At 56.5% G+C, this 13703-nt stretch carries 10 protein-coding genes and 1 pseudogene; 5 read left to right on the top strand and 6 right to left on the bottom strand.

Annotated features, from left to right (window positions below; all coding sequences use genetic code 11):
- Positions 1-92: 92 nt before the first annotated feature.
- Both M0651_RS00505 and M0651_RS00500 read right to left on the bottom strand, forming a co-directional pair.
- Positions 93-1130, bottom strand: a pseudogene (locus M0651_RS00505) (glycoside hydrolase family 18 protein).
- Between the two features lie 73 nt (positions 1131-1203).
- Complete coding sequence (locus tag M0651_RS00500; RefSeq protein WP_248549911.1) at positions 1204-1560, bottom strand: hypothetical protein; 357 nt, start codon at positions 1558-1560, stop codon at positions 1204-1206.
- Positions 1561-1569: 9 nt separating this feature from the next.
- Here M0651_RS00500 and M0651_RS00495 point away from each other — a divergent pair, with 9 nt between their 5' ends.
- The gene (locus tag M0651_RS00495; protein ID WP_248549910.1) at positions 1570-3297 is read left to right on the top strand and encodes a helix-turn-helix domain-containing protein; all 1728 of its coding nucleotides are present in this window, start codon (positions 1570-1572) and stop codon (positions 3295-3297) included.
- A gap of 72 nt (positions 3298-3369) precedes the next feature.
- Here M0651_RS00495 and M0651_RS00490 read toward each other — a convergent pair whose 3' ends face one another.
- Both M0651_RS00490 and M0651_RS00485 read right to left on the bottom strand, forming a co-directional pair.
- The gene (locus M0651_RS00490) at positions 3370-4539 is read right to left on the bottom strand and encodes an SEC-C metal-binding domain-containing protein (RefSeq protein ID WP_248549909.1); all 1170 of its coding nucleotides are present in this window, start codon (positions 4537-4539) and stop codon (positions 3370-3372) included.
- 22 nt (positions 4540-4561) lie between these two features.
- On the bottom strand, positions 4562-5548 hold the full coding sequence (locus M0651_RS00485) for a Gfo/Idh/MocA family protein (RefSeq protein WP_248549908.1): 987 nt from the start codon (positions 5546-5548) through the stop codon (positions 4562-4564).
- 418 nt (positions 5549-5966) lie between these two features.
- Here M0651_RS00485 and M0651_RS00480 point away from each other — a divergent pair, with 418 nt between their 5' ends.
- From M0651_RS00480 to M0651_RS00465, 4 genes are all read left to right on the top strand, one after another.
- Positions 5967-6473, top strand: coding sequence for a hypothetical protein (locus tag M0651_RS00480; protein ID WP_248549907.1), 507 nt, complete (start codon positions 5967-5969; stop codon positions 6471-6473).
- A 530-nt stretch (positions 6474-7003) separates the two neighbouring features.
- The gene (locus M0651_RS00475) at positions 7004-7597 is read left to right on the top strand and encodes an SLOG family protein (protein WP_248549906.1); all 594 of its coding nucleotides are present in this window, start codon (positions 7004-7006) and stop codon (positions 7595-7597) included.
- Between the two features lie 151 nt (positions 7598-7748).
- Positions 7749-9365 (top strand): alpha-glucan family phosphorylase, encoded by a 1617-nt coding sequence (gene glgP, locus M0651_RS00470; RefSeq protein ID WP_248549905.1) that lies wholly within the window; start codon positions 7749-7751, stop codon positions 9363-9365.
- Between the two features lie 187 nt (positions 9366-9552).
- The gene (locus tag M0651_RS00465) at positions 9553-10797 is read left to right on the top strand and encodes a phosphodiester glycosidase family protein (RefSeq protein WP_248549904.1); all 1245 of its coding nucleotides are present in this window, start codon (positions 9553-9555) and stop codon (positions 10795-10797) included.
- Between the two features lie 80 nt (positions 10798-10877).
- On the opposite strand, the gene M0651_RS00460 is transcribed toward M0651_RS00465, so the two are convergent.
- Entirely contained in the window at positions 10878-12071 is a 1194-nt protein-coding gene (locus M0651_RS00460; RefSeq protein WP_248549903.1) for a sugar ABC transporter permease, read from the bottom strand.
- 2 nt (positions 12072-12073) lie between these two features.
- Positions 12074-13585 (bottom strand): xylose ABC transporter ATP-binding protein, encoded by a 1512-nt coding sequence (locus M0651_RS00455; protein WP_248549902.1) that lies wholly within the window; start codon positions 13583-13585, stop codon positions 12074-12076.
- Positions 13586-13703: the final 118 nt, after the last annotated feature.

Raw genomic sequence — 13703 nt, 5'->3', positions numbered from 1 at the left:
AAAAAAAGCCCCATGCTCCGCGATCCCTTTCGTTACGGGGACTGTTCGTCGAAGCATGAGGCTTTTTGAGTTTCGGCGATCGGGGCTCTCGTTTACGGTTTGGCGAGCCCTTGGTGTAAGGCGTCCAGCAGCTGATGCGTCCGGTCGCAGCCGTACTCCCAAAACATCACGCCGGCCAGCTCCTGCGCCTTGACGTATTCGCATTTGCAACGAACCGACGTTTCATCGTCGTACGAGATAAACGTTTGGCCGTCGAACAGATACGGCGCTTTCGCCTCGTCGTCCCAGTAGCGGACAAATCCGTTACGGCCGATATACTCGGCGGTCAGCGCAGTAAAGTCCGGACCGTAGCCTCCCGGGCCGGGGGACATTTGATGCAGTCCGCGGTTGACGTTCGGCACGTCCTTCCACATGCGGGAATAAAACGCCGCGCCGATGACGATTTTCTCCTTCGGCACCCCGGCCCGGACGAACAGGTTCACCGAAGCGTCGACGCTGATGCGGAACAGGTCCCCTGTACCTGTATACAGATTGGTGTGGTGCCCGGTCAACGTCTGGAAGCCGCCGCGCATGTCTTAGGTCATCAACTGTACGAAATCGAGGTAACGCTGGACCTCGGCCATCTCCGTGCCGTCGATGTAATATTGGTCCGCCCCGGCGGCGATCGTCAGGCCATAATGGCGGGCGTCCCGTTCGCCATGCCGGTCCAGCGCCTCCCGCATCGTCCGCAGCAGCCGCGTGAAATTCGCCTTATCGTCCGGACGGGCGGCTATGCCCGCCTCGGCATAGCAGGGGTACTCCCAGTCCAGATCGACCCCGTCAAAAGCATGCTCCGTGACGACCCGAACCGCCGACTCGGCCATCGCCTGACGGCCGGCTTCCGTCGAGGCGGCTTCCGAGAAGCCGCCGGCGCTCCAACCGCCTACGGACAGCAGGACCGTCAGTCCGGGATGATCCCGTTTCAATTCGGGCAGCAGCCCCAAATTCTGCAGATGTCCCGTTTCGATCCGGTCCTCTCTCACATGTCCGAAGGCGATATTCAGGTGAGTCAGCTTCATCAAATCTTCCTTCGTCAGCTCAGGGAGATGGCGGTCGCTGATATATCCCGCCACCACATAGTTCCGGCTCATTTGCGCTCCTCCCTTGGCTTGCGCGGCCATCGGCGCAAACCTGTCGTCAATTTGTACGGCTAAGTGTGTACCGCTACAAGTCGCTTAATACCTGCAGCGCTTCCTTTCCGCTCCCCGGCTTATAGCCGGACTGCACGTAACGAATTTTCCCCTCGCGGTCCAGCGCAAACAGGTGCGGGAAGCCCCCGCTCCCTAGCGGGATGCCGGCGTCCGTTAACCGGCGGAGCGCCGAGTGGCCGGGATCGCTAGCGAATACCGTGCCGCCCGGCATCATTTTCTGGACTGGGAAGGACCAAAACTGGTCGAGGATCTGAACTCCGTCAAATTTCCCGTCATTCAGCCAACCGAAATGCTCAACCAAAACGGAACGATGCAGCAGTCGGTCTTGGCCTATCTCGTTCCCATTACGCCCAACAATCCGAATCCGCATGGGACATTAATGTACTTAATCCGGAAGTCGGAATTGACCGGACTGATCGATACGATTCTCGGCAACTACGAAGGATCTTCCTATATTTTCGATAACAACGGGCAGGTTATGGCCTCCAACAACAACCAAGAACAGCCGCTTCAGGGATCGGACCTGCAAAAAATGTTTACGCTTTCAACAGGCATCCACAGCGTCGATTTGGGCGGGGTACCGCATTCCGTCGTTTCCGTTAAGTCGGACACGAACGGATGGGAATACGTCACTTTGATGCCCAGCTCCCAGTTTCTAGGCAGCGTGCTGCACCTGCGCAGCTTGATGATCCTGCTCTTGACCGTGCTGGTGGTCGTCGGAACCGCAGCCGCCTTGATCTTGGCCCGGCGCCAGTTCCATCCGATCCACGATCTCCTCGAGTTCGCCGATTCCAAGTCGAAGCCTGGGCGACCAGCCGCTGAACCGCGGAAAGCCGGCAACGAACTGGACCGCATCCGTACGGCACTGCAGGAGTACAGCTCGCGCGCCGATTTGCAGGAGCCGTATGCGCGCAATCATTTTCTATTGATGCTGCTGAAATACGGAAATGCCCGCAGCCTGGTACCGCAGCTTTTGCACTCGCTGGAAATCGACCTGACTAAGGCTCATTATTTCGCCATGGTCATCGGCCGAGATGAGGAAACAAAGAGCAGGCTGGACAGTCATCATTGGCAAGCGATGATCGGCCGGCTGGCGGCGGCGGAGATCCCCGATTACGGTGCATGCCTGTACAGCGTCGAGCTGCCCAAGCCGGGGCAGATCGCGCTGATCGTCGGCTTCGATAAGGTCGATTCCTGGTCCGGACCCGACCAATTCCGCCGGATCGTGCATCGTATTCACGACGACCTGCTGGAGCGGTTCCGCATCGACCCCGTGATCGGCGTTGGTACTTATTACAACGATCCCGACCAATTGAACCAATCCTTCATCGAAGCCTGCTCGGCTTTCGAATCGCGGATGTTTGCCGGACACGGCAGCATCACGTTCTTCGAGAAGCTGTCCCAAACGCCGGAAGAAACGTCTTGGGTGCCGAAGAACGAGCTGCTGAAGCTGTCCCAAAGCTTGAAGCAAGGCAGCTATGAGGTCGCGGCCCAAACGATTGGCGAGGCGATGAATGTGTTGCGGGGCCCCGATCTGACCGTCGAGATGAAGCGCTGCATCAGCTTCGACATCCTGAACGCGATTCTGCGCACGGGAATGGAGATGGGCGTTCGCGACTGGACCCCCGATATCCCCGGATCCGATGCGTTTAATTCCTTGCAGGAGCTGGAGCGCCACTTCCTTAGCCTGGCCTCCCGAATCTGCGAGCTGGCCCTGCAGAACGAACGCAAGGAAGAGCATTCCCTCATGGACCGGATCATCGCCTACATCGACAGCAACTATATGGATCATGCGTTAAGCCTGGAGGCGATCTCCTGCAAATATTCGATTTCGGTATCCTATTTCAGCCGCTCCTTCAAGGACCAAATGGGGATCAACTTCGTCCAATACATTTGGCAAAAAAGAATGATGGCGGTCATGAACGATCTGACGTCCACCAACGATCCGCTCAAGGACATCATCCAGCGGGTTGGCTACCTCGACACACCGAACTTCATTCGCAAGTTCAAGAAGGAAACCGGCCTGACCCCGGGCCAATACCGCAAGCTCTACTCGCAGGCGGAGTCAACCGATCCGCCGATGCCGGACTCGGCCGGTGTCGGTTAATGGTTACAGAACGCCAAAAAAGGCAGTCTAAGCGCTCAAGCTTAGACTGCCTTTTTGTTGATATCACTCGGTTTACTTCCCGCAGCATTTCTTATATTTCAAGCCGCTTCCGCAAGGGCACGGTTCGTTGCGGCCAATCTTGTTGGAGCGGACCTGCTGAACGATATGTCCTCGTATGGAAGGCGTCGCCGATTGACCTCCGGACATCTCTTGCATCTGGCGCAGCTCGTCCAACGTGTGTCCGGCGTTCGACCACATCCGGGTATGGTCGTAAACATCGGTGATGAGCGCGACGGTTTGCTGTGCCTGCTTCTGCGACGTGAAATCCAGATCCCGTCTCTCGAACTCGTAGAGGAGATCCTCCAGGGAGGCTTCCATCGAGCAGGCGAGCTGAATGTCATCGACCAAATATTCCGCGCTTTCTGGATCCAGACGGAATTCCTTTGTGACGAATTCCCGCAGCGCTGTGAGCTGCGGAGTGATCTCGAAATAATCTTGATCCGCAAATTTGAACAGCTCTTGCTGGTCCGGTACGTAATAGGGTTTCCCTTGCACCTTGTCCACGAGGTCCTCAAACTCTTTGTCTTCCATATCCACCGACGCAATATATCCCTTCCGCAGCTCGAAATACTGATCCGTCCGCTGGAGAAATCCTTCAAGCTGTTGTAGCAATTCCTCTTCCGTGATGGATTCGCCTCCGTTCTGGGCATTGATGATTTCTACCAGCTTGGCGGGTGCGATGATTCCGTACAGATTGATCGCTGCCATCAGGTAGTTATAGAGTTGATGGCTTCTTTGCAACGCTTGGCGGAATGACGGCTGGTCCAGCTTCCGGATGGCGGATTTCACTTCGTCCGGAATCACCAAATGCAGCTGATTATTCTCAAAGAAGGTAAACAACAAGCCGCGGTCCAGGAAATAATAGTAGTATCCGAAGGGGGTCGCGTTGCTGGGTTGATAGGAACCGTCCAACAGCAAGCCGAACAGCTCCCACTCTTTGGGACGGCTATTGATTAAGGCCGCCTGAAGCGTATCCAACTCTTCAATGCCTGCCTGCACAGCGGCGGCCAGCTCCTCCTTCTTCATCTTCGAACGCCCGGAGATGTTATAGACGGAGGCGGCTGCGGCAAGCCTGTTCTTGGTTAGGCTTGGCAGGATATCCGCCAACCGATGCATGGCTTCGCCAATAATGGCGTGTTTAATATTATTTTCTTCCAGCAATTGATGGGTCTCATCGATCATTTAAAACTACTCCTTCTTGATATCATTCAAACGGATATTTCAAACCCCACTGCCCGCGGATTTGATCCATCAGACGCAGGATCGCCAGCGATTCATCCAGCGGAATGTCGCTGCTTTCGGTCAAGCCGGCATGCAAGGCCCGACCCACAGCTTCGGCTTCATAGGCATACCCCTTAAAAGCGCGGTCATCGCGGACCGTCTCTGGCTCCTCCCCATCGACATACAACGTGGCCAAGGTTGCGTTAAGGAAGCCCGGAACGTAAATCTTCCCGTTCGTTCCATGAATATAAGCGTCGTTGCCGATTGCCAGACGTACGGCCCCATTCAAGGAGGCGGTTGCCCCGTTCCCGTAAGTCAACAACACGGAGAAGTGTTCGTCAACCCCCGTTTCCCCGAGGTGCGCCGTGCTTTGAACGCTTTGCGGATGCGGACCCAGCACCATGGACGCGAACGAAATCGGGTAGATGCCGGCATCCAACAACGCCCCGCCGCCAAGTTCCGGATTGAGCAGTCGCCCGGCTGGATCCCAGCCAACGCGGAATCCAAAGTCGGCTTTCACCAGTCGAACTTCGCCTATCCGTCCGGCCGCCAGCCATTCCCGAACACGGCGAATGACCGGCAGGAACCGTGTCCACATCGCTTCCATCAGAAACAACTTGCGTTCGCGCGCATAGGCAACCAGCTCTTCCAGCTCGGCGGAATTGACCGTAAACGGCTTCTCGCACAGAACCGCTTTCCCCGCCCGCAGCGCGGTCATGACGTTGTCTTTGTGGTAAGGATGCGGCGTGGCTACATAAACGGCATCCACTTCTGGATCAGCCACCAACTCCTCGTAGCTGCCGTACGCCTTGGGAATCCCGAACTTCTTGGCAAACGCCTCGGCTTTCTCCAAATTTCTCGATCCGATGGCATACGCTTCGCCATTGCTGGCGTAAGCCAGGTCTCCCGCAAACGACTCGGCAATCCCGCCGGCCGCCATGATTCCCCACTTGATGATCGCCTCTCCCATAGTCCTTCCTCCTTTAACGCGATGATTACTTAGACTAATTATACCTTTTTGCGGTGGATGAGGAAACGGAACGTATTGGAGCAGGGCCTCTTCGACTGAAGATGTAAGAAATGTTGTACTTTCTGCAGGATTTCATTCCCCCTCCAGGCTCACAAGAATGAAATGTTGCAAATACTGCAGCATTTCGAAAATACAAGTCCAGTTGCCCCAAAAATACTGCAGTCTATGCAACATTTTCGAGCCAAACGGTCAGAACCCCGCAAATTTATTGCACAAAGTGCAACATTTTGACTTAATCCCGCATTAACGGCCGTATGCGCGCTCTGGTCTTGCCCGCCGATATGATATAATCGATAAGCGCGGGACGAGCCTTAACCATCGAATCCCGCAAATTTGCGATTTTGAGAGGTTGGGCAACATGCTGACGTTTGAGCAGAAACTGGAAGTCTTCAAGTCTTTCCCCGAGCTGGAGCAAAGGAACGTATCGCTGGGGCGGGTTAATTTTCACTACGAAGGCAGCGCTTATGATAAAAAAACCGTCGTCTACCACCTGCATCCGAACGGGAACGGTTATGTCTACGCCGGGCTGCTGGAGGGTTATGATGAGACCGATGATAAAGGATTTGTAAACATCCGAGATATGGCGGAACCGGAGCTGCGTCAACTAGTCAGAGAGTCGATTGACGCAATGTCCGTCCGGGAGGGCGAAGCCCCTGCTTCACGCCCTGAAGCCACGGAAGCTCCTGCCAGAAGCGCATCGCCCGGCGGCGTCTGGGTTAATAGCAAAGGCGAGAAGTTAACGCTCAAGTACGAAGACGATCTGTGGTATATCTACTCCGGCCTGAGCCTGGAGATGGCCTTCGAAACCCGCGAGGAAGCCGGCGAGTATTTGGCGGAGGAAGGTTTTTCCCCACTCAAAGGGTAATCCGATTCCCGGCACCAATAAATAACTAGGACGACCATGCCATTCTGGGGCATGGTTTTTTTGTTTTGCCAAAAAGACAATTAAAAAGTTCAATAAATTGTTTGATTTTTGACACAAAATGTTCAATAATTAAGTCAGACACAAATTGTTCACAATTTGTTTGGCCAGTGAATAGTAAAGGAGCGAATCCTCATGTGGCAACCGGAGAAATTGAAAGGCAACGCTTTCCTATGGATTGTGGGTCTAGGCACGTTTTACGCGGTGTTCTACACGGTATTTACCCTTCTCTCGATTCACGGTCAATAAGTCACCTATTATTGTAACCGCTGCCATGAGCGACAGGCGCTAACGTCTGATCCAGCGCTATGCCGTTCACCATACTTTGGTTCCAACGCAATCTGCCGCCTAGCCTGTGGGGGTTACCTCCCGTGCGAAGCGGTGTTTTTGTTTTTGCCCGAGAAGAAAGGCAAGGTATAATAGAGGGCATGGCCATACTCGGCTTCATCCATAGAACTTAAGGAGTTTTCCACTTGAAAAATCTGCTCGTCACCGGTTACCGCGCCCATGAACTCGGCATTTACAACCAGAAGCACCCCGGCATCCCTTATATCCGCCAAGCCATCGCTAACCGAATCATCCCTTTGCTGGAGGAGGGGCTGGAGTGGGTCATTACGCCCGGACAATACGGCGTGGACCTGTGGGCTTGCGAAGCCGTGTTCGACTTAAAGAAGCGATACCCGCAGTTAAAATGCTCCATCATCACCGCCTATAGCCATCAAGAGGAGAAGTGGAGCGACGAGAAAAAAGACTATTACACGCAAATTCTCCGCCAAGTCGATCATTATGCGGCGGCAAGTAAAGAGGCTTACGTTGGCCCTTGGCAGTTCACTGGCCGGGATGAGCTGCTGTTCCGCAAGACCGGCGGGATCCTGCTCGTCTATGACGAGGATGCGGGAGAGGCTAGCCCGAAATTTTTCAAAGAACGCGCGTTGAAGAAACAAGCCCAGGACGGTTATCTCTACATCAATATCGGCTCTGAAGAAATCCAGGCGATCGCTAATGAGGAACAAGAGCAGGCTTATCTCGACAGTGACATCCGCCCGGAGGAATCGGATCCAATTTAACTCTCTTGCCGTCCCTTTTCCCCGTTCCATCCTCCTGCTCTTCCACACCTAAAGCCTCTTTTGTCACCTTCCGCCCGCCTCCAGACTACACTGTTAGCAGAAAATCGCTTTCAGTACAGCAAGAGGCTTGCATAGCAAAGGAGGTATTCCCATGAGCGAAAGGCAGCTCCCTACCGTTGCTTATTTCAGCATGGAGTACGGTCTTCATTCCGATTTTAAAATGTATGCCGGAGGACTGGGCATTCTGGCCGGCGATTTCATCAAAGGGGCCAAAGACATTGGCGCCCCGCTCGTCGGTATCGGCATCAAGTGGAAGCAAGGTTATACCGACCAGCGGATCGGCGAGGATGGACGGCCTTACGATACGTTTACCGATCATGATTATGAATTTCTTGAGGATACTGGCGTGACGGTTATGGTGACGATTAAGAACGCCGAAGTCCCCTGCAAAGTTTGGAAAACAGAACGGTTCGGCAACAATCCGCTTTATTTACTGGATACCGACCTTCCGGGGAGCAACAACGGCTGGATCACCGCTCGTTTGTATGGCGGCGGCTTCGGCGAAGAGCGCATTGCCCAGGAAATTGTGCTGGGTATCGGGGGCGTTAAGGCGCTGCGCGCGCTGGGCCTCCCGGTGGAGGTCTACCATTTCAACGAGGGGCACGCGGCCTTGGCCGCCACAGAGCTCATTCGCGAGAAAATGCAGGCCGGCCTCACTTTCGAATCGGCCTGGCGGGATACCCGCGAAACGGTCGTCTTTACGACCCATACGCCGGTCAAGGAAGGCAACGAAGCCCATGCGCTGGAGGCGCTTGAAGCGATGTCCGCGTTTAACGGGATAACCCGCGACCAAATGGAGCGGATCGGCGGCAACCCGTTTAACATGACCGTCGCCGGTCTGCGCCTTGCGCGCCGCGCCAACGCCGTGGCTGCACTGCATGCGGAAACCGCAAACCGTATGTGGAAGGAGGTGTCCGGTCGCGCGGAGATTATCGGGATCACGAACGCGATCCACCTGCCGACCTGGGCCGATTCGCGGATGCTCCGCGCTTATGAAGAAGGCGGCGATTTATGGGCTGCGCATATGGAGCTCAAGCGTGAGCTGATCGATTTGATCCGCGAGCGCTCGGGAGCTGAGCTGGATCCGGAACGCCTGCTAATCGGGTTCTCTCGCCGGGCCGCGCCGTATAAACGGAGCGACCTGATCTTCTCCCGGCCGGACCTGATCGCGCCCTACCTCGAATCCGGCCGGATTCAGCTCGTGTTCTCGGGCAAAGCCCATCCGAACGACGAGACCGGCAAACAAATCGTCAGCAATCTGGTGGCGATGATGAAGCAGTACCCCGGCAGTGTCGTATTCCTGGAGAACTACGACATGACGATCGGCGCCAAGCTGACTCGCGGCGCGGACGTTTGGTTGAACAACCCGCGCAGGCCGCTGGAGGCAAGCGGCACCTCGGGGATGAAGGCCGCCGTCAACGGCGTGTTGAACTGCTCCGTTCTCGACGGCTGGTGGCCGGAGGCCTGCCTGGACGGCGAGAACGGCTGGCAGATCGGCGGCGGCTTCGAGTCGGCCGACCCGGGCGAGCTGGACCGACACGACGGGGAGGCGCTCTACGACACGCTGCTGCAGCGGGTCGTACCGACCTACTACGAGGATCGCCCCCGCTGGGTGCAGATGATGCGGCGCAGCATCGAAACGACACGCGAGGCGTTCTCAACCCAGCGGATGCTGGAGGAGTATTACCGGAAGTTGTATATGCGGTGAATGTGAGTGTGGCGAATGAAGCAAGCAACGTGGTGCGAGGGTCTCTCCCTTGCACCGTCCCTTTTTCAGGGTGGAAGTGACTCCACTCCCCCTATCCGCGCCAAATGTATATGAAAAATCGAATACAATTCCGATATTACTTAAAGAAACCACCTCACTACCATACATAAAAGGAGAAACCAGCTTGATGATTCGAACTAGAACCAATAGAACCACCAGTACTAGCACTAGAGCTATAACGCCCCTGTGCACCTTCACGAAACGCCTGCTCCCTCTTGGGCTTGCCCTGGTCTGCTTGATCTCCGCCGGCAGCAGCCTAGCCCCCGCTCCGGCGTCCGCCGCAGTCACAGCGGCGCCTGCCAAGAACGTCGTCCTGCTGGATGCCGCCAGCGGACATGCCTTCGTGCCCAGCCGGGTGCTGACGGGACTGGATGGCCTCCAGATCCAGTGGGACGCGTCCCGGCAACGGCTGACGATCGCGCAGGGCGAAGCCACTACCGCGATCTTGCAGGTTGGCTCCGCCAAAGCCGAGGTCAACGGCGAGCCGATCACCTTGGCCGATTCGCCATTCACCGAAGCCGGCGCGACCTACGTGCCGCTGCAGTTCATCAGCTCCACGTTCCAGCTCCCGGCGGAGTGGGACAAAACCGCCGGCTCGGTCCGCCTCGGCCAAGGCGATGCCCGCTTGACCCTGCCGTATGCAAACCGCGGTGCGGCAAGCAGCACCGGCGCCGGGAAAGCGATCATCAGCGAGCGCAAGACGTATAAAGTTGGCGGACGCTCCTTCACCGTACAGCAGGTCACCATCTCGCTGATGGATCCGAAGGTCCACCTGATGGTCGCGCTCGCCGGGGACACGGTTGGCAAAGTCGAGGAGCTGAGCAGCCTCGCCAAACGCCATAAGGCCGTTGTCGCCGTAAACGGCACGTTCTTCAACGCTTACACAAATGACGCGTACAAAGCCCCTTACGGCTACATCGTCAACGGCGGCGAGTTGAAGATGAAGGCCTCCGGCGACAAGCGCACGATTTTTACCTATGACTCCAATTTGTTGGCACGTTTGATCCCCGGCGCAGATTTCAATGAGGCCTTTGCCGCAGGTACGATGGAGGGAGCACTTCAAGCAGGGCCGCGTCTCGTGGTCAATGGTAAAGTCTCGGTTGACGTCAAGGCGGAGGGCTTCAAGGACCCGAAGATCCTCACCGGGGGCGGAGCCCGCAGCGCCTTAGGTCTCACTCGCGATCATAAGCTAATCCTGTTGACCTCCGGCGGCGCTACGATCCCCCAGCTCGCGGAAATCATGAAGCAGGCCGGTGCGTACCAGGCAATGAACCTCGATGGCGGAGCCTCGAGCGGCCTCTATTACAACGGCAAATACTTGACCCAACCGGGCCGCAAAATCAGCAACGCACTAATTGTCACCTATCAATAAAAAGCAAAGCGGCACTTCCAAGGAGTTCCCCCGACAGGGACCAAGCTCCAAAGAAGTGCCGTCTTTATGATCCGACTTTCTTATCTCAACCCTTTGCGCCGATTCGAAATGTCCAGCCAAACAGCAAAGACGAGGATCGAACCTTTAACCACATATTGCCAGAACGACTCCAGGCCCATCAGCGACATCCCGTTATCGAGCGAAGTCATAACGAGCGCGCCGATCAAGGCGCCCAGCACCGTACCCGCGCCGCCCATCAGCGATGTTCCGCCGATGACGCAGGCCGCGATGGCGTCCATTTCCGCCATGTTCCCAGCAGTGATGGTCGCCGAGGCAAGGCGCGACGTCAGAACGATCGAAGCGATCGAAGCAAGCAGGCCGCTGAGCAGGAAGACGCTCATCGTTTTGCGGCGGATGTTGATGCCGGACAGGCGGGCCGCTTCCAAGTTGCCGCCGATCGCGTAAATGTGCCGGCCGAAAGTCGTTTTCGTGGACAGGAAGAAGAAAATGGCCGCCAGCGCGATGACGAAAATGATCGGGAAAGGAATCCCCTTATAAGCATTCATGACGAACACGAAGGCGACGACCAGCAGGGAAAGCGCGGCCATCTTGATCACGTCTACGGCGAACGGTGCCACTTCAAAGCCGTATTTCTGCCGGGAGCGGCGCTTGCGCAGCGTGCTCCAGACAATCAGGCCGATGGCTAACACGCCGAGGACAATGCCGAACCCTTGGGCGAAATACGCATTGCCCAGCAGCGCCAACACCTTGTCGGAGACCGGAATCGTCATCGATTCGGTCACGCCCATGAGCGTGCCGCGGAATACCAGCATGCCCCCCAGCGTCACGATAAAGGCGGGGATCATTTTATAAGCGACCAGCCAGCCTTGCAGCAAGCCGAGTACAGCGCCGGCCGCCAGCGTACCGATAATGACGACAATCGCCGGCAGCTCCAGCCAATTGCTGAAAATCGCGGCAATCCCGCCGGTCAAACCGACGATCGAACCGACCGACAGGTCGATGTGTCCCGCGACGATGACCAACACCATGCCGATCGCCAGAATCGAGGTCACGGACATTTGCGTAAAGAGGTTGGACAGGTTCCGCGCCGTCAAAAATGTCGGGTCGAGCAGGCCGAACAGCACCCAAATCAGCACCAGTGCCCCCACCATCGTGTAGGCCCGCACGTCCATTTTGCCGAACAGGCTGCCCCACAGCGTCGACTTTGCGGCCGAGCCGTCCGTTTGTTTTCCGATTTCCTTTTGAAGCTCCATGTTTATTTCCCTCCCGTAGCGGCTTGCATGATATTTTCTTGGGTCGCTTCGCGCCAGTCGAACTCCCGAACGAATTTGCCTTCGCTCATCACCAGAATCCGGTCGCTCATGCCGAGCACCTCCGGGAGCTCCGACGAAATCATGATGATGGCCACGCCCTGCTCGACCAGCTGATTCATCAGATGATAAATCTCGTATTTCGCCCCGACGTCAATGCCGCGGGTTGGTTCGTCCATGATGAGGATTTTCGGGTCGGACATCAGCCATTTGCCGATGACGACCTTCTGTTGGTTCCCGCCGGACAACGTGCCGACAGGGGTTTCCAGAGACGCGGTTTTCGTCTTCAAATCATGCACATATTTAAGGCCCCAGCGGATTTCCTCGTTGTCGTTAATCAAGCCAAGCTTCGAAACTTTGACCATCGTGGCCATCGTCGTATTCGTCTTGACATCCATCCCCATGACGAGCCCTTGGCGCTTCCGGTCCTCGCTGACGAGGGCAAGCCCGGCGCGGATCGCGTCGGCGACGGAGCGGATACGCACCGATTTTCCGTCAACGAAAACCTCCCCCGTCGCCCGTCCGCCGTAAGCGCCGAACAGGCTGCTAACCAGCTCGGTCCGACCGGCGCCCATCAACCCGGCGATGCCGAGGATTTCGCCTTTGCGCACCCGGAAGTTGACGTCCTTGATCACCTTCTGGTTCCGCTTCTCCGGGTGCCACACGTTATAGTTTTTAACCTCCAGCACGGTATCCGATGGGTGATGCTCCACCCGCGGGTACCGTTCGGTCAGCTCCCGCCCGACCATCAGCGACACGACCTGGTCATCATCCGTTTCCTTGCGGTCCAGCGTCGCCACCGTATGCCCATCGCGAAGCACCGTAATCGAGTCGGCCAGAGCAAACACCTCCGGCATTTTGTGCGAGATATAAACGCAAGACACGCCTTCGCTCCGCAGTTGGTTCAGGATACCCATGAGGATCGCCACTTCGCTTTCCGTCAAGGCGGCTGTCGGCTCATCCAGAATCAGGATCTGCGTATGCTTGGACAATGCCTTGGCGATCTCCACCAGCTGCTGCTGGCCGATGCCGAGACTCCCTATTTTCGTTTCAGGGGAAATATGAAGCCCGACCCGCTTCAGCCACTGGGCCGCATTGTGATACAGCTCATCCCATTGGATCACGCCGCGTTTGGTCGGTTCCGCCCCGAGGAAAATGTTCTCGCCTACCGTCATCTCCTTCACGAGCGCCAGCTCCTGGTGGATGATGGCGATGCCAGCTTTTTCCGCATCGGTAATGTTGTGGAACTGCTTCTTCTCGCCGCCGATGACGATGTCTCCGCTATAAGTGCCGGCCGGGTACAACCCGCTCAGGACTTTCATCAGCGTGGACTTGCCCGCCCCGTTCTCGCCGCAGAGCGCGTGGATTTCCCCTTTGCGCACCTTGAAGTTCACGCGGTCGAGGGCCTTCACGCCCGGAAACTCTTTGCTGATATTTATCATTTCCAATACATGCATAGGCTTAGCTCTCCTTCTTTAGCCTAAGGATCGGCGAAAGAGCGAAACCAAGGAGACGCCGAACGCTCCCTGGTTTTCGCCGCTTCTGCCCGTTTCTTTGTCCAGTTCTTCTCTATCC

It is taken from the genome of Paenibacillus mellifer (assembly GCF_023195895.1).
GTDB lineage: Bacteria > Bacillota > Bacilli > Paenibacillales > Paenibacillaceae > Fontibacillus > Fontibacillus mellifer.
Note: the sequence above shows the minus strand (reverse complement) of the source record. Positions and strands in the feature narration are given on the sequence as shown.

What these genes read in the sequence shown, in the direction of transcription:
- M0651_RS00500 (WP_248549911.1), bottom strand. Translation starts at nt 1,560, where the DNA reads ATGCGGATTCGGATTGTTGGGCGTAATGGGAACGAGATAGGCCAAGAC.
- glgP (WP_248549905.1), top strand. Translation starts at nt 7,749, where the DNA reads ATGAGCGAAAGGCAGCTCCCTACCGTTGCTTATTTCAGCATGGAGTAC.
- M0651_RS00495 (WP_248549910.1), top strand. Translation starts at nt 1,570, where the DNA reads ATGTACTTAATCCGGAAGTCGGAATTGACCGGACTGATCGATACGATT.
- M0651_RS00480 (WP_248549907.1), top strand. Translation starts at nt 5,967, where the DNA reads ATGCTGACGTTTGAGCAGAAACTGGAAGTCTTCAAGTCTTTCCCCGAG.
- M0651_RS00485 (WP_248549908.1), bottom strand. Translation starts at nt 5,548, where the DNA reads ATGGGAGAGGCGATCATCAAGTGGGGAATCATGGCGGCCGGCGGGATT.
- M0651_RS00455 (WP_248549902.1), bottom strand. Translation starts at nt 13,585, where the DNA reads ATGCATGTATTGGAAATGATAAATATCAGCAAAGAGTTTCCGGGCGTG.
- M0651_RS00465 (WP_248549904.1), top strand. Translation starts at nt 9,553, where the DNA reads ATGATTCGAACTAGAACCAATAGAACCACCAGTACTAGCACTAGAGCT.
- M0651_RS00460 (WP_248549903.1), bottom strand. Translation starts at nt 12,071, where the DNA reads ATGGAGCTTCAAAAGGAAATCGGAAAACAAACGGACGGCTCGGCCGCA.
- M0651_RS00490 (WP_248549909.1), bottom strand. Translation starts at nt 4,539, where the DNA reads ATGATCGATGAGACCCATCAATTGCTGGAAGAAAATAATATTAAACAC.